The sequence below is a fragment of the Micromonospora sp. NPDC000442 genome (assembly GCF_042898635.1).
Classification (GTDB): domain Bacteria; phylum Actinomycetota; class Actinomycetes; order Mycobacteriales; family Micromonosporaceae; genus Micromonospora.
Map to the genome: position 1 here is coordinate 234,133 of NZ_JBIAYZ010000001.1, position 22,946 is coordinate 257,078.

The following is a 22,946-nucleotide window of genomic DNA, read 5'->3' on the forward strand; positions in this document are numbered from 1 at the left end:
CAGGAACTGCAAGATCGCGGCGGCCGGCGGGTGGGGGCGGCCGGCGGGTGGGGGCGGGTGGGGGTGGGGTTAGTCGGGGGTGGTGCCCCAGCGGGCTTGTTCGAGGAGGGCCACGGCGCGGGACTGGGCCTCCGGGTCGTCGGCGTTGCGGAGCAGGGTGGTGGCCTCGTCTACCGCGTCGGTGAGCAGCCGCCACTGGGCGTCGCGCTCGCGCACCATCTCGGACTGCGCCGCCAGCTGGCGGGTCTTGGTCCACAACTCGACGAAGACGGAGACCTTCGCCCGCAGCACCCACGGATCGAACGGCTTGGTGAGGTAGTCCACCGCGCCCGCGGCGTAGCCGCGCAGGGCCAGTTGAGCATCCCGGTCGGCCGCGGTCAGGAAGATGATCGGGACGTGCCGGGTACGCTCCCGCCGCTTGATGTGGCTCGCCGTCTCGAAACCGTCCATGTCCGGCATCTGGGCGTCCAGCAGGATCACCGCGAAGTCGTCCACCAGCAACTGCTTCAGTGCCGCCTCACCGCTCTCCACGGCGACCGACTGCACCGGCAGCCCCTGGAGGATCGCCTCCAGGGCCATCAGGTTCTCCCGGCGATCATCGACCAGCAGCGCCTTCGCCACCTGCGTCACGAGCCCTCCTCGGTACGGCTGCCACTGATCCAGGTGCCCATCAGCTCGATCAACTGGTCCAGGTCGACCGGCTTGGTGATGTAGTCGCTGGCCCCGGCCGCGATCGCCGACTCCCGATCCCCCGGCATCGCCTTCGCGGTCAGGAACACGATCGGCAGGTCCGCGAACCGGTGGTTGCGCCTGATCTGCCGGGTTGTCTCGTACCCGTCCTGATCGGGCATCATGGCATCCATCAGGACGATATCGACCTCCGGGTGTTCGGCCAACAGGCGGACCCCGTCGGCGCCGTTGTCGGCGTACAGCACGGTCATGCCGTGCAGTTCGAGCGCGCTGGTCAGCGCGAAGACGTTACGCACGTCGTCGTCGACGATCAGCACGGTGGCACCATCCAACTGACGGGTCTTCGGCGCCTCGGGCGCCTCCGACAGCAACTCCATCGGCGGCATCAACAACGACGACGGCAGCCCCGCCCGCTGTGGTGACGGTGGCGCGGGCGCCACCACCGCGTCCGGTGCCAGTACGTCGGGCAGGTAGAGCGTGAATGTCGAGCCCTGGCCGGGTGCCGAGGCGACGGTGATCGTGCCCCCGATCAGCCGGGCCAGGTCACGGCTGATCGACAGGCCCAGCCCGGTGCCGCCGTAGCGGCGGCTGGTGGTTCCGTCCGCCTGCTGGAACGCCTCGAAGATCAGCGACAGCTTGTCGTCGGAGATGCCGATGCCGGTGTCGATCACCGTGAAGGCGATTACCTGCCGGGCGTTGGTCAGCGCCGGTACGTCGAACACCGCGTGCTCCGGAGCCCGGGAGATGCGCAGGGTCACCGCACCGTTGTCGGTGAACTTCACCGCGTTCGACAGCAGGTTGCGCAGGACCTGCTGGAGCCGCTGCGCGTCGGTCACCACGGCCGGCGGCAGGTCCTTGCCGATGCGTACCTGGAAGTCCAGGCCCTTCTCCTCGGCCTGCGGGGCGAACGCCTGCTCCACGTAGTTGCAGACCTCGGTGAACCGGACCTCGGTCGGCTCGACGTCCATCCGCCCGGCCTCGATCTTAGAAAGATCCAGGATGTCGTCGATCAGGCGCAGCAGGTCCGACCCGGAACCGTGGATCGTGCGGGCGAACTCTATCTGCTTCGGCGTGAGGTTCTGCTCGGAGTTCTCCATGAGCAACCGAGCCAGCAGCAGCAGCGAGTTCAGCGGGGTACGCAGCTCGTGGCTCATGTTCGCCAGGAACTCCGACTTGTACGCCGACGCCCGGGTGAGCTGCTGCGCCTTGTCCTCCAGGCCCAGCCGGGCCAGTTCGATCTCGCGGTTCTGGGTTTCGATGTTCGCCTTCTGCTCCGACAGCAGCTTCGCCTTGTCCTCCAGTTCGGCGTTGGTCCGCTGCAACTCCGCCGACTGCTCCTGCAACTCGTGCGCCAGCCGCTGCGACTGGGCCAGCAGTTCCTCCGTACGCCGGTTCGCCTGGATGGTGTTGACCGCGATGCCGATGGTGGAGACCAGCCGCTCCAGGAACGACAGGTGCAGCTCGGAGAAGGGTGTGACGGTGGCGAACTCGATCACGCCGAGCAGCTCGCCCTCGAAGAGGACCGGCAGGATGACCAGATCCGCCGGCGGCGTGTCGGCCAACCCGGAACGCAACGTGATCCGGCCGTCCGGTACGGCGCCGACCCGGATGGTGCGCCGGGACAGCGCGGCCTGGCCGACCAGCCCCTCGCCCGGCCCGAAGGTCACGTCGTGCCCCCGGGAGACGTAGCCGTACGAGGCGGTCAACCGCAGCCGCATCACGCCCTCGGAGTTGTCCACCAGGAAGAAGGCACCCAACTGCGCGTCGACCAGCGGCGTGACCTCCTGCATGATCATCCGGCAGACCTCGCCGAGATCACGCTGGCCCTGTAGCAGGCCACCGATGCGGGCGAGGTTGGAGTCGAGCCACCCCTGCTCGGCGTTCTTGTGGGTCGTCTCCCGCAGGGTGACGATCATCTGGTTGATGTTGTCCTTCAGCTCGGCGACCTCGCCCTGCGCCTTCACCGCGATCCGTTGGGTGAGGTCACCCCGGGTCACCGAGGTCGAGACGCGGGCGATCGCCCGGAGCTGGGTGGTAAGCGTCGAGGCGAGCTGATTCACGTTCTCGGTGAGGTCCCGCCAGGTGCCGGAGACCCCCTTCACCTGGGCCTGACCACCCAGCTTGCCCTCCGTACCCACCTCACGGGCCACCCGCGTCACCTCGTCGGCGAACGACGACAACTGGTCCACCATCGTGTTGACGGTGTTCTTCAGCTCCAGGATCTCGCCCTGTGCGTCGACCGTGATCTTCTGCGACAGGTCGCCGTTGGCCACCGCGGTGGTGACCGAGGCGATGTTCCGCACCTGACTGGTCAGGTTCGACGCCATCGAGTTCACGTTGTCGGTCAGGTCGCGCCAGGTGCCCGCGACGCCGCGTACCTGGGCCTGACCGCCGAGCTTGCCCTCGGTGCCCACCTCACGGGCCACCCGGGTCACCTCGTCGGCGAACGACGACAGCTGATCCACCATCGTGTTCACCGTCGACTTCAGCTCCAGGATCTCGCCCCGGGCATCCACCGTGATCTTCTGGCTCAGGTCACCCTTGGCGACCGCCGTGGAGACCTGGGCGATGTTCCGCACCTGGGCGGTCAGGTTCGACGCCATCGAGTTCACGTTGTCGGTCAAGTCCCGCCACGTACCGCTGACGCCCTTGACCTGCGCCTGACCGCCGAGATTGCCCTCGGTACCCACCTCCCGGGCCACCCGGGTCACCTCGTCGGCGAACGACGACAGCTGATCCACCATCGTGTTCACCGTCGACTTCAGCTCCAGGATCTCACCCCGGGCATCCACCGTGATCTTCTGCGACAGGTCGCCCCGCGCCACTGCCGTGGTGACCGAGGCGATGTTCCGCACCTGACTGGTCAGGTTCGACGCCATCGAGTTCACGTTGTCGGTCAAGTCCCGCCACGTACCGCTGACGCCCTTGACCTGCGCCTGACCGCCCAGTTTGCCCTCGGTACCCACCTCCCGGGCCACCCGGGTCACCTCGTCGGCGAACGACGACAACTGGTCCACCATCGTGTTGACGGTGTTCTTCAGCTCCAGGATCTCGCCCCGAGCGTCGACCGTGATCTTCTGGCTCAGGTCACCCTTGGCGACCGCCGTGGAGACCTGGGAGATGTTGCGGACCTGGCTGGTCAGGTTGCCGGCGAGCTGGTTGACGTTCTCGGTCAGGTCGCGCCAGGTGCCGGAGACTCCGCGTACCTGGGCCTGACCGCCCAGTTTGCCCTCGGTACCCACCTCACGGGCCACCCGCGTCACCTCGTCGGCGAACGACGACAACTGGTCCACCATCGTGTTGACGGTGTCCTTGAGTTCCAGGATCTCGCCCTGCGCGGCCACGGTGATCTTCTGCGACAGGTCGCCCCGGGCGACCGCCGTGGAGACCTGGGCGATGTTGCGCACCTGGGCGGTCAGGTTCGACGCCATCGAGTTGACGCTGTCGGTCAGGTCCTTCCAGGTTCCCGCGACACCCGGCACCTCCGCCTGACCGCCCAGCTTGCCCTCGGTACCCACCTCCCGGGCCACCCGCGTCACCTGCTCGGCGAAGAGGCGCAGCGTGTCGGTGAGCGAGTTCATCGTGTCGGCCAGCTCGGCGACCTCGCCGCGAGCGCTGACGGTGATCTTCTGCGAGAGGTCACCCTTGGCCACCGCGGTCGCCACCTGGGAAATCGACCGGACCTGGCCGGTCAGGTTCGACGCCATGGTGTTCACCGAGTCGGTGAGGTCCTTCCAGGTGCCGGCGACGCCGCGGACGTCGGCCTGGCCACCCAGCTTGCCCTCGGTGCCCACCTCACGGGCCACCCGGGTCACCTCGTTGGAGAACGACGAGAGCTGGTCGACCATGGTGTTGACCGTGTGACCGATGCGCAGGTACTCACCACGCAGCGGGCGACCGTCGATCTCCAGCGCCATGTGCTGGGTGAGGTCACCGTCGGCGACCGCCACGATGACCCGGGCGATCTCGGTGGTGGGCCGGCCCAGGTCGTCGATCAGCGAGTTGACCGCCCGCTGACCCTCCGCCCAGGAGCCGTCCAGCCCCTCCTCGTCCAGGCGCTCGGTCAGCCGGCCGTCGCGGCCCACGACCCGACTGATCCGGCGCAGGTCCAGGTGCTGCCGCTCCTGGAGCGACACCACGTCGTTGAAGGCGTCCGCCACCTCCCCGGCCGCGCCCGAGCGCCGGGGCAACCGCACCTTGAGATCACCGCCACGGACCCGCCGTAGCGCCTCCGCCAGCTCGGTGAGGACCGCCTCGTGGTCGGCGGCGGAGGTCTCCGCGGTCACCGACTGTTTCGCCGTGGTCATCATTCCTCGCTCACCTCGGGGTACACCGGCTCCCACCGGCCACCCCATCATTGTCCCCGTGACCTGGAAAACGCCACGGCACGGCACCGCCCAACGGCAAAGACCCGGCGGTGATCGGCTTGGCACTTCAGGGGTGTCGGTGGAGGATACGAGGGTGTCAGCGGAGGCGGGGCCCGCGGCGACGACGGGCCCAGACGAGCACGTGCGGCGCGTCCGGCTTCCCGCCGACCGCCGTACGCCGGCCGCCGCGCGCGCGGTCGTCCGGTCCGTGCTCGCGGAGGCGGACCTGGACGAACTGCTCAACGAGGCACTTCTGCTGACCACGGAACTGTCCACCAACGCGGTCGAGCACGCCCGCACCGAACTGGACATCGAGGTCACCGCCGACCAGGCGGGGCTGACCGTGACGGTCTCCGACTTCGCCGCCGGCCCGGTCGACGAGCTGACCGTCGGCGTACGCAACCTGGCCACCGACATCACCGAGGTCGCCGAACGAGGGCGCGGGCTGCTGCTGGTCGACCACTTCGCCAGCCGCTGGGGTACCACCTACCTGCGCACCGGCAAGGGTGTGTGGTTCCGGCTGGACCGCTCCGATCGCAAGGGGAACGGACCGGCCACACCCGCGCCACCGACGAGCGCCGCCCAACCGGACAGCGTCGGGCAGACCGCCGTGCCCAGCGCCGGTGCGATGAACGCGCTGATGCAGACCACCCCCGACCCGTACGCCGAGGACCCGCTGCCGGACTTCGCCGCCGGACTGCTGACCCGGGTGGCGGAGATGGTCGGTGCCGCCGGTGGGGTGGTACGGCTGGACCGCGGCGACGGCCAGGGTGCCCAGGTCCTCGCCCGGTACGGCCGCCAGCCCCGGGCCGGCAACGACCTGCTCCGGGTGCCGCTGGCCGTGCACCGCCCGTACGCCGGAGAGCTGGAACTGGACGCCGCGCCCACCGCGTACGCCCAGCCGCTGGCGGTGCTGACCGCCGAGCGGCTCTCGCTGCACCTGGAGAACGACCGGCTGCGCCGCGCGGACGTACGTCGGCAGGCCTGGCTGACCTTCCTCGCCGAGGCCAGCGAGCTGCTCGCCCAGTCGCTGGACGTCGAACTGACCATGGCACTCATCCCGCAGCTGGTGGTGCCCCGACTCGGCCAGTGGTGCGCGGTGCACACCACCGACGAGTGGGGCCGGCTCCGGCTCGCGGCGGCCAGCCACGCCGACGAGTCGATGCTGCCGCAGCTGCACGCCACGCTCCGCGAGGCCGGCACCGACTCCATCCAGGCTCGGCTGCGGGAGGCCAGCCGCAACGGCACCCGAACCCCGCTCGGCGCGCCGATGGAGGGCTTCGCCGTGCCGTTGATCGCCCGTGGGCAGCGCCTCGGCACCCTGGCCGTCGGACGGCACCAGCGGCACCGGCAGGACCCGGACGAGATCGCGGTGCTGGAGGACGTGGCCCGACGGGCCGCCCTCGCCATCGAGAACGCCCGCATCCACGCCGAACGCCGCCGGGTCGCCCAGACCCTGCAACAGTCGTTGCTGCCGCCGGTCCTGCCGGTGGTGGAGGGCATCGGCTTCGCCGCCGAGTACGTGCCGACGGGTGGGGACGTCGACGTCGGTGGCGACTTCTACGACGTGGTGCCGCTGCCGGACGGGCGCTGGCTGGTGGTGATCGGCGACGTCTCCGGCAAGGGAGTGCAGGCGGCGGCGGTCACCGGGCTGGTGCGGGACGTCATCCGGGTGCTGGCCGGCGACGGCAAGCCGCTGCCCGAGGTGCTGGCCCGGCTCAACGAGACGCTTGTCGAGCGGGGTGCCGGCCGCTACTGCACGCTGGCGTTGGCGGCGGTCGGGCCCGGTGAGGGCGACCGGCTCGACGTCGGGCTGCACCTGGCTGGGCACGACCGGCCGGTGCTGCTGCGGTCCAGTGGCGGCCCGGCCGCCTTCGTCGGCACCGGCGGCACCGCACTCGGGCTGCTCGACACGATCGCCTCGCCCACCGCACAACTCGCCCTCGACCCGGGCGACTGCCTGGTCTTCTACACCGACGGAGTGACCGAGCGCCGCCGGGGGCGGGAGTTGTTCGGCACCGGGCGGCTGCGCGACGCCGCCGCGCCACTGGCCGGCTACTCGGCGGACGTGGTCGCGGCACGGCTGCGCGCCACCGCGATCAACTTCTCGGTCGAGGAGCCCCGCGACGACATCGCCATCCTCGTCCTGCGCAACGACGCCGTCTGACCCCTCCCCTCCCCTCCCCGCCCCGCCCCGCACCCGCACCCGCGCCCCGCGATCTTGCAGTTATGGTCGTGGCATATCTGACATAAGGCGCATTTCAGCGACCAGAAGTGCAAGATCGACGCGGGGTGGGGGTGGGGTGGGGGTGGGGGGTGGGGTGGGGGTGGGGTGGGGGTCGGGGTGGGGGATGGGGTGGGTCAGAGGCCGCCGGGGAGGCGGCCGGGGGCGAGGCGGTGGGTCGGGTCGAGGTGCTGCTTGACGGCGCGTAGCTGGGCCAGGTCGGCGCGCTCGCCCCACAGGTCGACGGTGCGGCGGACGGCCGGCGGGGCGGCGAGCACCACGCACCGGCCCTGTCGGGCGAGGAGCACGCCACGCACTGCGGCCAGGATCGACGCGACCCGGCTCGGTGCCATCGCGCCGGGCAGGGCGGCGTGCACCACGCCGAGCCCGGCCGAGCCGCGTACCGGCACCGGCCCACCGGCCGCGTCGCGCAGGGCGTAGACGGCGGCGTGCAGGTCGGTCATCGGCACCTCCAGTCGCAAGGCGGTGTCGCCGGGGGCGAAGGGGTAGCTGCGCCACCACGGGGGCGCCGTCCGGGCGACCGCCGCGCGGGAGCCGAAGAGACCGACCAACCGATCGGTGCGCTCCGCCACCTCTGCGGGGCCGCCCTCCAGCAGCACCACCAGCGAGCCGGTGCCCGCCGGGCCGGTCGGCGCGCGCCCGGTCATCGACGGGTGCAGCGCCATCGACTCGGCGCGGCGGTCCCGCCGTGGTCGACAGCCGGTACTCGCCGGCAGATCGAGCTCGATCGCGGCCGGGTCGAGCCGGGCGGCGAGCAGCGCCCGGATCAGATCGTGCACCTCCAGCGGGGTCCATACCGGACGGGCCACCCAGACCCGGGCGGCCGGCACCGCCTGCACCCGCAGCGTCGCGCTGACCAGCACGCCCAGCGCGCCCTCCGAGCCGCACAGCAGCCGCGCCTCGGCCAGCCCGGCCGCCCCACCGCCCGCCTCGGCCAGCTCACCGTCGGCGTCCAGGTAACGCAGGCCGACGAGTTGGTCGCAGGCGGTCCCGTGCCGGTGGCGCAGCGGGCCGGCCTCGTCCGCCGCCAGCACCCCACCGAGGGTGGCGCCGGGTGAGGGGGCGTCCAACGCGAGCCGCCGGCCGGTGCGCTCCAGGGTGGCCTGTACCGCGCGCAGCGGCGTACCGGCACCGATCTCGGCCGTGCCCCGATCCGGCGGCTGATGGCCGATGCCGGCCAGTCGCCCGGTGTCGAGCATGATGTCGACCCGTTCGGGCGGCGCACCCCAGTCAATCTTGGTGCCGGCCCCTCGGGGCACCACGCTCAGGTCGTGCCGGGCGGCGAGCCGCAGCACCCGCGCGGCGGCGTGCGGACCGCCGGGAACCGCCACCCAGCGGGCCGTGCTGCCGGCCACCTCGTCGGCGGGGCCAGCGAGGCGGGCGAAGCGCGGACCGCAGATCTCGGTCAGGCGACGGGTGATGTCGGGGACACCGGACGCACCGGCGGAACGGGGTGGCACCATGCCGGCGATCGTACATGTGTTCGAACGATCGGAGGTGGAATTGCACCGCGCCACATGCCGCTACGGCCGGTAACGTGGCGCCGTGACCACCGAGACCCCCGTTCCCGCGGCCAGGCGGGTGCCGACCGAACGCGTCCACCACGGCGACACCGTCGTCGACGAGTACGCCTGGCTCGCCACCAAGGACGATCCGGAAACGATCAACTATCTGAACGCCGAGAACGCCTGGACCGAGGCCCGGACGGCGCACCTGTCCAGGCTGCGTACGGAGCTGTTCGAGGAGATCCGGCGACGTACCCAGGAGACCGACCTGTCCGTGCCGACCCGCAAGGGCCAGCACTGGTACTACACCCGCACCGTCGAGGGCCAGCAGTACGGCGTGCACTGCCGTCGGGCGGTCCGCACCGACGAGACCACCCCGCCGATCAGCGCCGACGGTGCCCCGCTCGACGGGGAGCAGGTGCTGCTGGACGGCAACCAGTTGGCCGAGGGGCACGACTTCTTCTCACTCGGTGCCTTCGACGTCAGCCCGGACGGACGCTACCTGGCCTACTCCACCGACTTCTCCGGCGACGAGCGGTTCACCCTGCGGGTGAAGGACCTCAGCACCGGTGAGCTGCTGCCCGACGAGATTCCCGGCACGTTCTACGGCACCGCGTGGTCCGCCGACGCCTCGGTGCTGTTCTACGTCACGGTGGACGAGGCGTGGCGACCCAACCGGGTCTGGCGACACGTCATCGGTACCGCCGCCGCCGAGGACGTGGTGGTGCACACCGAGGACGACGAGCGTTTCTGGGTCGGGGTCGAGCTGACCCGCTCGGAGCGGTTCATCCTCATCGACATCGCCAGCAAGCTCACCAGCGAGGTGCGGGTGATCCCGGCCGGCAACCCGACGGGCGAGCCGGCGGTGATCGCGCCCCGCCGGCAGGGCGTCGAGTACTCGGTGGAGCACCACGGTCACCGGTTCCTGATCCTGCACAACGACGACGCCGAGGACTTCGCCCTCGCGTACACCTCGGCCGACGCCCCGGGCGACTGGGTGCCGCTGATCGAGCACTCCCCGGGCACCCGGCTGGAGTCGGTCGACGCCTTCGCCGACCACCTGGTCGTCTCGGTACGCAGCAACGGCCTGACCGGGCTGCGGGTACTGCCGGTCGGCGGCGGTGACGCCCACGACATCGAGTTCCCGGAGCCGCTGCACACCGTCGGTCTGGACGCCAATCCCGAGTACCGCACCGGACGGCTTCGGCTGCGCTACACCTCGCTCGTCACGCCCGACTCGGTGTACGACTACGACCTGGTCACCCGCGAGATGACGCTGCTGCGCCAGCGTCCGGTGCTGCCCGGGCCGGACGGTCAGGTGTACCGGTCGGAGGACTACGAGCAGCAGCGCGACTGGGCACTGGCCGACGACGGGACCAAGGTGCCGATCTCGCTGGTTTACCGGCGGGGCACCCCCCGGGATGGTTCGGCGCCCTGCGTCATCTACGGCTACGGCTCGTACGAGGCGAGCATGGACCCGTGGTTCTCGGTCGGCCGGCTGTCCCTGCTGGACCGTGGGGTGATCTTCGCGGTGGCCCACATCCGGGGCGGTGGCGAACTGGGTCGCCGTTGGTACGACCACGGCAAGATGCTCGCCAAGAAGAACACCTTCACCGACTTCGTGGCCTGCGCCCGACACCTGGCCAAGGCGGGCTGGACGGCGCCGGACCGGCTGGTCGCCCGGGGCGGCTCGGCCGGTGGGCTGCTGATGGGCGCGGTGGCCAACCTGGCGCCGGACGCCTTCGCCGGCATCGTCGCGCAGGTGCCGTTCGTGGACGCGCTCAACACGATCCTGGACCCGTCGCTGCCGCTGACCGTCACCGAGTGGGAGGAGTGGGGCAACCCGCTCGCCGACCCCGAGGTGTACGCGTACATGAAGTCGTACACCCCGTACGAGAACGTCGCCGCCCTGGACTACCCGGCGATCCTGGCGATGACCAGCCTCAACGACACGCGGGTGCTCTATCACGAGCCGGCGAAGTGGATCGCGCGGCTGCGGGCGGTCGCGCCGCAGGGTGACTACCTGCTCAAGACCGAGATGGAGGCGGGTCACGGCGGGCCGAGCGGTCGCTACGACGCCTGGCGGGAGGAGGCGTTCATCAACGCCTGGACCCTGGACCGCTTCGGCCGCGCCTGACCACCTGGCCCGCCGACGCCCACTGGCGGGCGCTCGCGGGATGCGGCATCTCGCGGCTTCCGAGAGACAGGAAAGCCCAACATCCCGCATCCCGCGAGCGCCAACTCACGGCGGCTGGCGGGCGAGGTAGGGCTGGCCATACCCGGAAAGGGTGTCCAGCGGGCTGGGGCCGACCTGGTCGGATCGCTAGCGTCGGCGACATGACATCAGCCGCACCGACCTATCTCGCCCAGGCGCTGCGGCGGCCCCGCTACCTGCTGACCGGCTGGCCGTGGCGCGCCCTGGCGTACCTGTTCACAAGCGTGCCGCTGGCCGGTGTGCTCTCGCTCGGGCCGCTCGTAGTGCTGGCACCGCTGGTAGCCGCCACGAACGCGGCTCGGCAGGGCCGGCCGGTGCCGCTGGCGCTCAGTGTCTTCCTGACCGTCGGTGCCTTGATCGTTGTGGCGCTGGCACCACTGATCAGCGTGCCGGTGGCGGCGTTCGAACGCTACCGGCTCGGCCTGGTCGACAACCGGCCGCTACCCGCGGCACCCTGGCGTGGGCTCGCCGCCCGGTACACCACCGGCACAGCCTGGCGGGAGGCTGCCCACCTGTTCGTCCTCGGTGGTCTGGTCCCGGCCGTGTACTGGCTGTTCACCATGGTGGTGCTGCTGGACGCAGTCCTGATCGTCAGCCCGTTCGTGGTCGCTGGCGGCGACGAGGTGGTTCTGCTCTGGGCCACCCCGGACACGGCGGCCGAGGCGATCCCGCACGCGATCGTCGGGGTGCTGCTCGTGCCGGTTCTCTGGTACGCGGCCGGGGCGCTCGCCATGGCGCAGGGCACCGTCGCGCGGTGGCTGCTCCGGAGCGCTCCGGACGGCCTCGCGCTGCGCGAGGTGACCCGGTCGCGCGCCCGGTTGGTGGACGCGTACGAGGCCGAACGCCGACGCATCGAACGTGACCTGCACGACGGCGCTCATCCCCGGCTGACCAGTCTCAGCCTGCAGATCGGCCTGGCCCGGCTGGACGTGCCGGAGGACTCGCCGGCCGCCCGGCCGCTGGCCGTGGCACACGAGCAGGCGAAGGGACTGATGGTGCTGCTTCGGCAGATCGTCCAGGGCATCCGTCCGCAGAGCCTGACCGACCTGGGTCTGGCCGGTGCGGTCCGGGAACTCGCCGACGAGGCGACCATCCCCGTCGAGGTGCACGCCGAGCTGCGCCGTGCGGTGCCGGAGACGGTCGAGACCACTGCGTACTTCGTGGTGTCGGAGGCGCTCGGCAACGTCGCCCGGCACGCCGGGGCGACCCGCGCCCAGGTCCGGCTCACCGACACCGGCACCGAGCTGGTCGTCGAGGTCAGCGACGACGGCCGGGGCGGCGCGGACCCGGCCCGGGGCAGCGGGTTGACCGGGCTCGCCGACCGGGTGGCCGCCGCCGAGGGCCGGCTGCTGCTGGCCAGCCCGCCGGGCGGCCCCACCATCGTCCGGGTGGAGCTACCGTGCAACGCGTGACCCGGGTCGTACTCGCCGAGGACGAGGTGCTGCTGCGGGAGGGACTGGTGGCCCTGCTCGCCCGCTTCGGCTTCGACGTGCTCGACGCCGTCGGCGACGCGCCCGCGCTTGTGGACGCCGTTCGGGCGCACCGGCCGGAGCTGGTGGTGACCGACATCCGGATGCCGCCCCGGCACCGTGACGACGGGCTACGCGCGGCGGTGGAGCTGCGCGCCGAGCATCCCGGTCTTGCCGTGGTGGTGCTGAGCCAGCACGTGCAGCCCGAGTACGCCTCCGCGCTGCTCGCCAGCGCCGACGGCCGCCGGGTCGGCTACCTGCTCAAGGACCGGATCGCCGAGGTCACCGAGTTCGTCGACAACCTGCGTACCGTCGTCGGTGGTGGCACGTTGGTCGATCCGGACGTGGTCCGACGGCTGCTGCACCGCCCCCGCGACCCGCTCGCCGACCTCTCCGCCCGCGAGCGGGAGGTGCTGGTGCTGGTCGCCGAAGGGCGGTCCAACGCGGCGATCGCCGGCCGCCTGCACGTCACCGAGGCGGCGGTGGGCAAACACATCGGCAACATTCTGGCCAAGCTCGGCCTGCCACCGGACGACGACACCAACCGCCGGGTGCTGGCAACCCTGACCTACCTGCGGGCGAACGCCAGCTGACCGCCAGCGCGAGTGTCCTTGTGCACCGCGTTAGGTCGTCCGCAGTTCCTCCATCGCCGTGTTGGACCGCAGGAAGAGCACCCCCAACCCCACCACGAGCAGCACCGCGACGATCGCGCCAGCACCCTGCGACGCCAACTGCCCCAGCGGTACGTCCGGCTGAGGGCCGCCCCGACCGACCCCGCCGGTGAGCAGTAGACCGATGGCGTACCCGACGCCGAGCGCGAACAGCACCGCGGGCACCACAGGGGTCAGCACCTGCCAGACGATCGAGGTGCCGATGGTGGCCCGGGGCACCCCGGTCGCCACCAGGGCGGCGTACGCCCGGCGGCGACTGACGATCCCCTCCACCAGGGTGACGAACAGGCCGGCGGCGGCGATGACCACCGCCACGGCCACCGCGAGGTCGACCAGATCCATGGTGTCGAGGTAGAAGGGGTCGTAGAAGCCGTCGCCGCCGAAGCTGGCCTGCCGGTTCTGCTCCTGTTCGAGTTCTGCCCGAAGCCGGAAAGAGGCGCGGAAGGCCGCCGCGCCGCCAGCGATGATCAACGCGGCCAGCAGGGCGGCGAAGGTGCGGCTGCTGGCCCAGGGGTCGTCGGTCAGTCGGCGGGCCGCCATCAGCGCGGCCGGACGTCGGGCGAACCGGTGCAGCGTCCGCCCGGCCAGGTGGGAGATCCAGCCGACCCCCAAGATCACTCCCATCACCGCGCCGAAGATGCCGAGCAGCGCGATCAGGGCAAGCCATTCGAGGCCGGCACCCTGCAGGGCCCACTGGATCTGTTCGATCATCGCCGCCGCCAGCACGCCGAGCCCGATCAGCAGCGCCGGCCACGGCCGAGGCGACCCGGTGCGACCGGCCCGGCGGACCACACCGAGCGGCGTGGTGACCACCCTGCGGAGCATCAGGGCGGTGGCCGCCGCGGCGAGCACCGGAAGCCCGAGTACCACCGCCGCCATCGCCGACACCGGCGGCAGCACGTCCGTGGGCAGCGCCAGCAGGCCGTTGGCGTCGGGACGGTGCAGCACCGACCTCCCGATGAGGTACGTGGCCAGGCCGACCAGCGTGCCGCCCAGACTGGCCAACCCGGTCTCCAGCATGGCGATCCGGCTCACCTGACCGGGGGTCGCCCCCGCCAGCCGGAGCGCGGCGAGCCGTCGATCACGTGACGGCGCACCCAGCCGGGCGCTCTGTCCGGCCAGGGCCAGTACCGGGATGGTCAGCAGCACCAGCGCGAACGCCGTCCCGCCGCGCAGCCCCGGCTGGCTGAGCAGCGCGCTGACGTACTGCTCGGACTGCTGCCGCGCGTCACCCGGCGGTTTCTCGATGGCCAGCACCGTCAGGGCGGCAAGCCCGGCGAGGCTGGCCAGCAGGGCGCTCAGCGCGGTCAACGCCACCCGGGCGGCGTCGGTGCGGTTGCCGGCCAGCGCCAGCCTGGTGAGGGTCGCGAGGTTCACCGGGAGCCGCCGGCCAGCGGCGCGTCGAGGCCAAGGCCGGTGTGGTCGATCACGCCGTCGCGCAGCACCACCTCACGGTCGGCGTACGCGGCGATCCGTGGCTCGTGGGTGACCAGCACGACGCTTGTGTGCTGCTCCCGGGCCAGCCGGACCAGTTGCGTGAGCACCTGCTCCCCGGCGAGGGTGTCCAGCGAACCGGTCGGCTCGTCGGCGAAGAGCACCCGTGGCTCGGTGACCAGCGCCCGGGCGGTGGCGCAGCGCTGCTGCTGACCGCCGGACATCTCGCCGGGGCGTACGTCGGCGCACTCCGCCACGCCCAGCCGTGCCAACCAGGTGAGCGCCGCCGTCCGTGCCGCTCGCCGCCCCGTGCCGGCGAGCAACAACGGAAGGGCGACGTTCTCCGCCGCGGTCAGCTCGGCGACGAGCTGACCGAACTGGAACAACACCCCGAATTCGGTACGCCGCAGCCGGGATCGGGCCGCCTCGGACCAGGTGTCCAGCCGGTGCCCACGCCAGCTCACCTCGCCGGCGTCCGGTCGCAGGATGCCGGCGAGGCAGTGCAGCAGGGTGGACTTGCCGCAGCCGCTCGGCCCGGTCACCGCCACGATCTCCCCCTCGTCGATGTCGAGGGTGATGCCGCGCAGTGCCGGTGTCGGTCCGTACGACTTCACCAGACCGCGAGCCTGAAGTTGCGTCACGAGTGCACCTCCCGGTGCCAGTCGGCGACCCGGTCCAGGGTGGTGTGCAGCCACCGCAGGTCGGCGTCGAGATGGGCGATGGCGTAGTCGGCCGCCACGATGTCGTCGACGGTGGCCGACGGGGCCGTCTTCAGCGCGGTCAGCTCACGCAGCCGCTCGGTGTGTGCGCGCCGTTGCGCGACGAGGTACGCCCGCGCCCGGTCCACGTCGGCGACCAGCAGCGCCACCACGACCTTCGCGAACAGCGGACTGTTCACGTACGGCATCGGTGGCTCGACGCTGCTCAGCCACCGGTCCAGCGTGGCCCGCCCCTGCCCGGTAAGCGTGTACGCCGTCCGGTCCGGGCCGGCGAGGCGCTCCGGCCCGGTCGACGCCACCAACCCGTCCCGCAGCAGCCGACCCAGCGTGGCGTAGACCTGCCCGAACGCCAGCGGGCGGGCCTGCGGCAGCCGCGTGTCGTGGGCCCGCTTCAGCTCGTACCCGTGCATGGTGCCGGTCGCGAGCAGCCCCAGCAGCAGGTGCGGTGTGGACACCAGGCCACTATTCACTCAGTGAATAGTGGCCGTCAAGCTCGCGCCGGTGTGTCGCCGTTCAGCCGACCGGCGACCAGGCGGGGTCGCGGCCGGTCATGCCGAGCAGCCGGGACAGCTCCGGCAGGGTGTCGTCGACCGGCACCGCCTCGGCGAACACGCCCATCTGCCGGGCGGTCGGCGCGAGCTGAGCGGCCAACTCATGCAGCGCGGGCAGCGCCTCGGGCGCCGGCTCGTACGCCTGACCGGTGGCGACCGCGAGATCCCAGCCGTGCACGGTGAGGTCGAGCAGCACCATCGCACCCACCACGCGCTGCGGCATCCCCATCCCCGGCGAGACGCCCTGCTCACTGGCCGGGTCCGACCACGCCTCGACCAACCGGCGGGTCTCGGTCTCGAACCGGTCCCGCCAGCCGTCGGTGAGATGGTCCGGCTTGTCCGCCCAGGTCACCGGCGAACGCCCGGCGAGGGCCTGGAAGTTGACCACCACCTCGTACAGGTGGTTCAGCAGGTCACGGACCTGATAGTCCCGGCAGGGGGTGGACAGGTCGAGCTGGTCATCGGTGACCTGCCGGACCACCGCCACGGTTCGCGGCGCGGCAGCCGCCAGCAGGTCGCTAGTCTGTGTTGCCATAGGGGCAGCGTATGAGGGCGGTCTTGAACAAATGCGACAGCCGCGCCGCGACAGCCGGGGCATCCTCGACCCGGCCCGGATGAAGCGGTGGGTGCAGTTCCGACGGCACCTGCCCGCCGTTGCGCTACGTCCCTGGGTGGAGCACTACTGGCTGATCGACTGGGACCTCAGCGAACCGTTCGAGCAGCGGGTCGTCCCGCATCCGGCGGTCAACGTGGTGTTTCAACGCGACGGTGACGACCCGGAACGCGCGGAGCTGGCCGGCGTCGGTCAGGAACTCTTCTCGATCACCCTCACCGGTTCCGGGCGGGTCAGCGGCGTGCAGTTCCGGCCCGGCGGCTTCCATCCGTTCTGGCGGCGGTCGGTCGCCGAGCTGACCGGCCGACGGCAGCCGCTCCCCGGTGCCGTACCCAATCACGCGGTCTGCGCGGGTACGGACGCCGAACGCTGCCAGGCGCTGAACGCACTGCTGACCGGCTGGGCACCCCGCCCAGATCCCGTCAACGACGAGGTGATGCGCCTGGTCGAGACGATCCGGACCGACCGGAACGTACGCCGGGTCGACGAGTTCGCCCGCGAACACGGCGTGTCCGTCCGCCGGTTGCAGCGGCTCTTCCTCACCCACGTCGGGGTCGGCCCCAAGTGGGTGATCCGCCGCTACCGGCTGCACGAGGCGATCGAACGGGCGGCGGACGGGCCGCTCGACTGGGCCGGGCTCGCCGCCGAACTCGGCTACAGCGATCAGGCCCACCTGGTACGCGACTTCACCGCGACGACCGGCGTCTCCCCCACCGCGTACGCACAGAGTCGGCGTTAGCGCTACCGCAGGCGTCGCAGCTCAGCGGCGGCGGAGGGCGACCACGGCGACGTCGTCCTGGATCTCGTCCGGGGCCAGTTCGACAAGCAGCCGCTCGCAGTACCGGTCGAGATCGTCGTCGACCTGGGCGGAACACGTCGCGAGGGCGGCCAGTCCCTCGTCGATGGTGGCGTCCCGCCGTTCGATCAGACCATCGGTGTAGAAGACCATCGTCGCCCCGGTCGGCAGCACGAACTCCAGGTCGGCGGGGCGGGGCGCGCGCACCCCGAGCAGCGGCGCGGCATGATGCACGTACTCCGCCTTACCGTCCTGAATGATCAACGGGGGCAGGTGACCGGCGCTGGCCAGCCGGACGTGTCCGGTGGTCGGCTCCAGCAGCAGTACGCAGATCGTCGCCAGTTCGTTGGGCAGCAGCGTACGCATCAGCTCGTTTACCCGGTGCAGGATCTCGCCCGGCTGGTGCCCCTCCACCGCGTACGCCCGCAGTGCGTGCCGCAGCTCGGCCATTACGGTGGCGGCGTGCAGGGAGTGACCGGCCACGTCCCCGATGGCCAGCAGCAGGTGACCGTCGAGCATCACCAGCTCGTAGAAGTCGCCACCCACCTCGGTCTGGGCGCTGGCCGGTTCGTAGCGCACGGCCAGGTCGAGACCGGTGATCTGCGGAATCTGACGCGGCAGCAGGCTGCGTTGCAGCGTCACCGCGATCCGGTGCTCCTCGTCGAAGGAACGTTGCGCCTCCACGGCGGAGGCCACCGCCTGGGCGAGCTGGACCAGCACCGGGGTACGCGCGGTCTGCGTCGCGGTGGGCACCACGACGTAGAGCGGCGCGCGGTCCTCACGCAGCCGGGCGGCGGCGACGGTGACGGTGTCGTCGGCCGGCCAGTCGACCAACGTCCAGCCGGCCGGATCCTGCACCCGGACGGTCGCACCTGTCGACACCTCCGTGTCGTCGACGCCCCACGTCACGACGCGGGCCTCGGCGCCGGGCCCGTCGCAGACCCCGGCCAGACAGTCGCCGTCGAAGGTCTCGGCGACCACCGCGGCGGGGCTCTTGAAGATCTCCGCGGTGCCGGCCGCCGCCGCCTGAAGCAATCTGGTGAAGCTCGGCGCGGCGTGCACAGCGACGGTGGTGTCCGCCAGCCCGGTGAGCCGCTCGGCGAGCAGTTCGGCTCGCCGCCGGGCCTGGTAGTACCGCAACACCGACTGGGCGGTGGCGACCAGTTCCTCCGGCTCGATCGGCTCGGCCAGATACGCGTCCGCTCCTCGGGTCAACCCCTGGGTCCGGTCGTTCGTGTCGACAGCGTGCGCGGACACGTGGATCACCGGCAGCGCCGGTTGCGCCAACTTGATCCGCTCGCACACCTCGAAGCCGCTGAGGTCCGGCAGCCGGACGTCGAGCACGACCAGGTCGATCGGGTCCACCCCGACCCGGCTCAGCGCCTCGCCACCCGTCTCCGCCTCCAGCACGGTGAAGCCGGCTCGGGTCAGCCAGTTCACCAGGAGGTAGCGCTTGGTCCGACTGTCGTCGACCACGAGCACTGTCGCCGCGCCGTCCACGTCACGTCCCGTCCGCGGGCAGCCAGACCGTGAAGGTGCTGCCTCGACCCGGTTCGCTGGCCAGCTCGAGAGTGCCGCCGAGCAGATTCACCAACCGCCGGGCGTACGGCAGGCCGAGGCCGGTGCCGCCGACCCGGGCCGGGCCAGGCGCCTGGTAGAACTCCTCGAACACCCGATCATGCAACTCTGACGGGATGCCCGGCCCGGTGTCGGAGACGGTCAGGCGCCAACCGTCACCGTGTCGTTCGGCCCGCAGTCGGACCTCGCCCACCGTGGTGAACTTCAGGCCGTTGTGCAGCAGGTTGCGCAACACCTGGGCGAGCAGCACCTCGTCGGTGCGCACCGTGGCCGCCGTGGCCGGCTCCTCCACCACCAGTTCGACACCGTCGGCGGCGGGCAACGCCCGCAGCGTGCCGCGCAGCTGTCCGAAGACGGCCCGCAGGTCCACCTCGGACCACTCCGGCTCGATCCGGCCCGACTCCGCCTTGGCCAGGTCGAGCAGCTCGTTGACCAGCGTGAGCAGATCCGACGCCGAGGAACGGATCAGCCCCACCTGGCGTTCCTGCTCGGTGGTCAGCGGGTCGGACGCGGAGTCGCCGAGCAGGCGGGCCAGCCCGATGATCGCGGTCACCGGTGCCCGCAGCTCATGGCTGACGTTGGCCAGGAAGCGGCTCTTGGACTCGCTCGCCGCGCGTAGCTGCGCCGACTTCTCGTCCAGCTCCGCGTAGAGGGCCACCACGCCCTGGTTGGTCGCCTCCAACTCGTCGGTGAGCTGTTGGTAGAGGGCCATCACGCCCCGGTTGGTCTGCTCCAGTTCCTCGTTGAGCCGGGCCAGCTCGTCACGCTGGTTGCGTACCTCGTCCAGAGCGTTGATCAGTTGGAGGTTCTGGGTGGCGAGTTCCTCCTCGGCGGTGCCCGGGGCGCTCTCGCCGAGCTGGGCGCGCAACTCCGTCAGACGCTCGGTGGTGAGCGTCCGGGCGGTGGCCGGAACCCGTCGTGACATCCTGACGACCGTATCCCGCTGAACCGTCAGCACGCTCAATGTGTCCACCAGGCGTGCCACCGCGCCCGACTCCGGCTCGTACCGCCCACCTGGCAGGGGCGCCACCGGCGTGAGGTCGACACGCAGGTGACGGCGGCCGTCCGGCGAGTCGGCAACGGCGAACACCACGTCGGCCCCGCCGACCGCCCGCAGCAGGTCACGGGCGACCTCGCTCAACGCGGTGGCGATCCGGACCTGGTCCTGGTGCTCCAGTCCGACCGCGGCGGCGACCTCCCGGCCACGCTGGCGGACCACGAAGATGTCCTGCTCCACCCGCAGTGCCATTTGCAGCAACGACGTCGTGGTCATGACCAGGACCTCGCGACCAGCACCCCGGCGTCGTCGCGCCGAAGGCCGGCGTCGCGCAGCAGGGTGGCGGCCACCACCAGGGGTGCCCGCCCGGCCAGACCCGGGTAGTCGGCGAGCTGCCACCGGTCGACCACGCCGTCGGTGTGCATGACCAGCAGGCCACCGGCCTCGAAGGGATAGTCGTACTGCCGGATCACCGGTCGTTGGTGCCCGGCAATGCCGGGCAGGGAAACCAGACCGCGACGCCGACCGTCACCGCTGGCCACGACGCCGGTGATGTTGCCCAGCCCGGCGTAGCGCAGCACGCCGGCCGCCGGGTCCGGCTCGGCCACGGCGAGGGCCGCACCCCGGGTGTGCGACATCGCCCGGTGCAGGTGACCGACCACCTCGGCCGGCGATGCCACCGGGGCGTTCCGAAAGGCGGCGAGCGCCGCGTCGGTGGCCGCCGCGGCCAGCGGCCCATGCCCCAGACCGTCGGTGACCAACACCTGACGGCGGTCGCCGACGATCCGGAACGCGTAACCATCCCCACTGACCGTCTCCCCGGTCAACGGTCGGGTCAGCCCGCCGACCCAGGACGCTGCCGTGTCCGAGCCGGCGAAGACCCGCGCGACGATGACCGTCCCCCGGCCCGGCTGCGAGTACGCGTCGAACCAGCTTGCCTGCCGGACGATCGCGCCCAGACCGATGCCGAGGGTGCCAGCGGTGGAGTGCCCGTCGCGGGCGGAGTCGGCGAGGTCGGCCATGCCCGGACCGGTGTCGACCGCGATCATCTCCACGCCGGCGTCCAGCTCGTGGCGTACCGGCCGGAGCAGCAGCAACCCGTCTTCGGCGTGCTTGATGAGGTTGCTGGTCAGCTCGGCGGCGACGATGGCCAGGTCGGCGATCCGCGCGGCGGGCAGGCCCAACTGGTCGCCCAGCCGCTCGGCGGCCCGCCGCACGGCACTGCCGGCGCTGCCGTTCTCCACCCGGAACCAGGTGCCCCGGTCGGCGACCGGCTCGGCGGTCACCGGGACCACTTGGTGATCGTGATCCGGGTGCCCTGACCGGGCGCGGTCTGGATGTCGAACTCGTCGACCAGTCGGCGGGCGCCGCTGAGGCCGAGGCCGAGACCACCACCGGTGGTGTAGCCGTCGGTCAGCGCGAGATCCAGGTCGGCGATGCCGGGACCGGAGTCGGCGAAGACGACCCTGATGCCGGGTCGCCGACCGTTGTCGATGGCGGCCACCTCGACCGTCCCGCCGCCGCCGTAGACGAGCGTGTTGCGGGCGAGTTCACTGGCCGCGGTGACCACCTTCGTCTGGTCGACCAGGGAGAGCCGGACCGCCACGGCTGCGGTACGCACCAGTTGGCGGACGCGTACGACGTCCTCGTCGCTGCCGACCGACTGCGTCTGGGGGCGGCCCAGGTCGACCCCGCTGGTCACGGTGACGCCGTCGGCTCTGGGACCGGATCGTCGTGGTGGTCGTCGTCGGCCCGGTCGATCGCGATGAGTTCCATCCCCCGCTCGACGTTCAGCGCGGTACGGATGCCGTTGAGTGACAGCCCCAACTCGACCAGGGTGATGGCGACCGCCGGGCGCATGCCCACGACCACCGTCTCCGCGTCGAGCACCCGGGAGATCGAGGCGATGGTGGAGAGCATCCGACCGACGAAGGAGTCGACGATGTCCAGCGCGGTGATGTCGATGATCACGCCGTGACAGCCGGTCGCGACGATCCGCTCGGCCAGGTCCTCCTGGAGCGCGACGGCCGTCTGGTCGGACATGTCGACCTGGATGGAAACCAGCAGGATGTCGCCGATCTTGAGGATCGGCACCCGCTCCATCACGCCTCCCGGCGCGACTGGCGGCGGGAGGTCTCGACCCCGGTGAGCCGCAGGACGTGCCGCAGCGCGTCGGCGAGACTCGCCTTGGTGGCGATGTCACCGAACTCGATGCCGAGCGCGACGATGGTCTGCGCGATCTGCGGCCGGATGCCGGAGATGATGCAGTCGGCGCCCATCAGCCGGGCGGCCACCACGGTCTTCAGGATGTGCTGGGCCACCTGCGTGTCCACCGCCGGCACGCCGGTGATGTCGATGATCGCGTACGGCGAGCCGGTGTCGACCAGGGTCTGCAACAGCCGTTCCATCACGACCTGGGCGCGGGCCGAGTCGAGCGTGCCCACAAGTGGCACCGCCACCACGCCCTCCCAGAGCTTGACCACCGGGGTGGAAAGCTCCAGCAACTGCTCGGCCTGGTCGGCGATCAGGCTCTCCCGGGTGCGGACGAAGGTCTCGAAGGTGAACAGGCCCATCTGATCGACAAGCGCGGAGAAGGCGACGTAGTCGCGCAGCGTCTCGACACTCTGGTCGGCCCCCAGCGCGCTGAGCAGCGCCTCCTTGAGGGCGAACACGCCGGTGGCGGTCTCGGTGGCGGAGAAGCCCTGGCGAGCCTGCCCACGGGAGAACTCGGCGAGCACGGCCCGCAGCTCGGTGGCCTCCTCGACGTTCAGGTCGACCGCACCCTTGCTGAGGGCGTCGACAAGGGCGCGGTGCAGCTCCTGCACCTGCCGGACCAGCTCGGCCTGGCTGAGCCGGCCCCGCAACTGCCCGGCGATGGTCTCGGTCCACCGTTGGGTGACCCGCTCGGCCCGGCTGGTCAGCAGCTCACCCAACCGGACGCTCTCGTCAGCGCTGAGCGCCATGGCAATACCCCCTAGACCTGGACCGGCCGGACTCTATCACCGGGGTCCGACGAACTACTTGCCGCAGAGCAACGGAATGACGGTGGCCACCTGATGCTGCTCCCGTTCTGCGTACGACGGCCCGAGTGGGATA

18 protein-coding genes are annotated in these 22,946 nt (G+C 71.4%); 5 read left to right on the top strand and 13 right to left on the bottom strand.

Translation table 11 applies throughout. The features are described from left to right. Positions 1-69: 69 nt before the first annotated feature. Positions 70-630, bottom strand: coding sequence for a response regulator (locus ACFY2A_RS01130; protein WP_363923763.1), 561 nt, complete (start codon positions 628-630; stop codon positions 70-72). Beyond that, on the bottom strand, positions 627-4,997 hold the full coding sequence (locus ACFY2A_RS01135) for a HAMP domain-containing protein (protein WP_387166849.1): 4,371 nt from the start codon (positions 4,995-4,997) through the stop codon (positions 627-629). The genes ACFY2A_RS01130 and ACFY2A_RS01135 overlap by 4 nt, the downstream gene beginning before the upstream one ends. Positions 4,998-5,151: 154 nt before the next feature. Here ACFY2A_RS01135 and ACFY2A_RS01140 point away from each other — a divergent pair, with 154 nt between their 5' ends. Continuing rightward, entirely contained in the window at positions 5,152-7,224 is a 2,073-nt protein-coding gene (locus ACFY2A_RS01140) for a SpoIIE family protein phosphatase (protein WP_387166852.1), read from the top strand. Positions 7,225-7,418: 194 nt separating this feature from the next. Here ACFY2A_RS01140 and ACFY2A_RS01145 read toward each other — a convergent pair whose 3' ends face one another. Further along, entirely contained in the window at positions 7,419-8,765 is a 1,347-nt protein-coding gene (locus ACFY2A_RS01145) for an FAD-binding oxidoreductase (RefSeq protein ID WP_387166855.1), read from the bottom strand. An 82-nt stretch (positions 8,766-8,847) separates the two neighbouring features. Between ACFY2A_RS01145 and ACFY2A_RS01150 the strand changes: the two genes are divergently transcribed. The 3 genes from ACFY2A_RS01150 (at position 8,848) to ACFY2A_RS01160 (ending at position 13,084) form a co-directional block, all read left to right on the top strand. Continuing rightward, positions 8,848-10,944 carry a S9 family peptidase gene (locus tag ACFY2A_RS01150; protein ID WP_387166859.1) on the top strand — a complete coding sequence of 699 codons (2,097 nt, stop codon included), beginning with the start codon at positions 8,848-8,850 and terminating at the stop codon, positions 10,942-10,944. 200 nt (positions 10,945-11,144) lie between these two features. After that, positions 11,145-12,434, top strand: coding sequence for a histidine kinase (locus tag ACFY2A_RS01155; RefSeq protein ID WP_387166862.1), 1,290 nt, complete (start codon positions 11,145-11,147; stop codon positions 12,432-12,434). Continuing rightward, a complete protein-coding gene (locus tag ACFY2A_RS01160) occupies positions 12,422-13,084 on the top strand; it encodes a response regulator (protein ID WP_387166865.1) in 663 nt (220 codons plus the stop codon). Before ACFY2A_RS01155 ends, ACFY2A_RS01160 begins: the two co-directional genes overlap by 13 nt. 30 nt (positions 13,085-13,114) lie before the next feature. Here the strand turns inward: ACFY2A_RS01160 and ACFY2A_RS01165 are convergent, their stop codons facing one another. The 4 genes from ACFY2A_RS01165 to ACFY2A_RS01180 are packed head-to-tail and all read right to left on the bottom strand — an operon-like array spanning position 13,115 to position 16,401. Further along, complete coding sequence (locus tag ACFY2A_RS01165; RefSeq protein ID WP_387166867.1) at positions 13,115-14,539, bottom strand: FtsX-like permease family protein; 1,425 nt, start codon at positions 14,537-14,539, stop codon at positions 13,115-13,117. Beyond that, positions 14,536-15,237 carry an ABC transporter ATP-binding protein gene (locus tag ACFY2A_RS01170; RefSeq protein ID WP_387166869.1) on the bottom strand — a complete coding sequence of 234 codons (702 nt, stop codon included), beginning with the start codon at positions 15,235-15,237 and terminating at the stop codon, positions 14,536-14,538. The genes ACFY2A_RS01165 and ACFY2A_RS01170 overlap by 4 nt, the downstream gene beginning before the upstream one ends. Further along, positions 15,234-15,770, bottom strand: coding sequence for a PadR family transcriptional regulator (locus ACFY2A_RS01175; RefSeq protein ID WP_387166871.1), 537 nt, complete (start codon positions 15,768-15,770; stop codon positions 15,234-15,236). The genes ACFY2A_RS01170 and ACFY2A_RS01175 overlap by 4 nt, the downstream gene beginning before the upstream one ends. Positions 15,771-15,828: 58 nt before the next feature. Further along, positions 15,829-16,401, bottom strand: coding sequence for a TIGR03086 family metal-binding protein (locus tag ACFY2A_RS01180; RefSeq protein ID WP_387166875.1), 573 nt, complete (start codon positions 16,399-16,401; stop codon positions 15,829-15,831). Positions 16,402-16,432: 31 nt separating this feature from the next. Here ACFY2A_RS01180 and ACFY2A_RS01185 point away from each other — a divergent pair, with 31 nt between their 5' ends. Continuing rightward, on the top strand, positions 16,433-17,218 hold the full coding sequence (locus tag ACFY2A_RS01185; protein WP_387166877.1) for a DUF6597 domain-containing transcriptional factor: 786 nt from the start codon (positions 16,433-16,435) through the stop codon (positions 17,216-17,218). Positions 17,219-17,239: 21 nt separating this feature from the next. Here ACFY2A_RS01185 and ACFY2A_RS01190 read toward each other — a convergent pair whose 3' ends face one another. From ACFY2A_RS01190 to ACFY2A_RS01215, 6 genes are read right to left on the bottom strand one after another with little or no spacing between them, the layout of a single operon-like run. Further along, a complete protein-coding gene (locus ACFY2A_RS01190; protein WP_387166880.1) occupies positions 17,240-18,775 on the bottom strand; it encodes a SpoIIE family protein phosphatase in 1,536 nt (511 codons plus the stop codon). Position 18,776: 1 nt separating this feature from the next. After that, entirely contained in the window at positions 18,777-20,126 is a 1,350-nt protein-coding gene (locus ACFY2A_RS01195; protein ID WP_387166883.1) for a sensor histidine kinase, read from the bottom strand. Continuing rightward, entirely contained in the window at positions 20,123-21,145 is a 1,023-nt protein-coding gene (locus ACFY2A_RS01200) for a SpoIIE family protein phosphatase (RefSeq protein ID WP_387166886.1), read from the bottom strand. Before ACFY2A_RS01200 ends, ACFY2A_RS01195 begins: the two co-directional genes overlap by 4 nt. Then, on the bottom strand, positions 21,133-21,552 hold the full coding sequence (locus ACFY2A_RS01205) for an ATP-binding protein (protein ID WP_363921491.1): 420 nt from the start codon (positions 21,550-21,552) through the stop codon (positions 21,133-21,135). Before ACFY2A_RS01205 ends, ACFY2A_RS01200 begins: the two co-directional genes overlap by 13 nt. Then, entirely contained in the window at positions 21,549-21,953 is a 405-nt protein-coding gene (locus ACFY2A_RS01210) for an STAS domain-containing protein (protein WP_387166890.1), read from the bottom strand. Before ACFY2A_RS01210 ends, ACFY2A_RS01205 begins: the two co-directional genes overlap by 4 nt. After that, positions 21,953-22,813: an STAS domain-containing protein gene (locus ACFY2A_RS01215; RefSeq protein WP_363921487.1), complete on the bottom strand. Its 861-nt coding sequence runs from the start codon at positions 22,811-22,813 to the stop codon at positions 21,953-21,955. Before ACFY2A_RS01215 ends, ACFY2A_RS01210 begins: the two co-directional genes overlap by 1 nt. Between the last annotated feature and the right edge of the window lie 133 nt (positions 22,814-22,946).

Coding starts and splice junctions, on each gene's coding strand:
- ACFY2A_RS01135 (WP_387166849.1), bottom strand. CDS start 4,997: ATGACCACGGCGAAACAGTCGGTGACCGCGGAGACCTCCGCCGCCGAC.
- ACFY2A_RS01145 (WP_387166855.1), bottom strand. CDS start 8,765: ATGGTGCCACCCCGTTCCGCCGGTGCGTCCGGTGTCCCCGACATCACC.
- ACFY2A_RS01155 (WP_387166862.1), top strand. CDS start 11,145: ATGACATCAGCCGCACCGACCTATCTCGCCCAGGCGCTGCGGCGGCCC.
- ACFY2A_RS01180 (WP_387166875.1), bottom strand. CDS start 16,401: ATGGCAACACAGACTAGCGACCTGCTGGCGGCTGCCGCGCCGCGAACC.
- ACFY2A_RS01185 (WP_387166877.1), top strand. CDS start 16,433: ATGCGACAGCCGCGCCGCGACAGCCGGGGCATCCTCGACCCGGCCCGG.
- ACFY2A_RS01195 (WP_387166883.1), bottom strand. CDS start 20,126: ATGACCACGACGTCGTTGCTGCAAATGGCACTGCGGGTGGAGCAGGAC.
- ACFY2A_RS01210 (WP_387166890.1), bottom strand. CDS start 21,953: ATGGAGCGGGTGCCGATCCTCAAGATCGGCGACATCCTGCTGGTTTCC.
- ACFY2A_RS01215 (WP_363921487.1), bottom strand. CDS start 22,813: ATGGCGCTCAGCGCTGACGAGAGCGTCCGGTTGGGTGAGCTGCTGACC.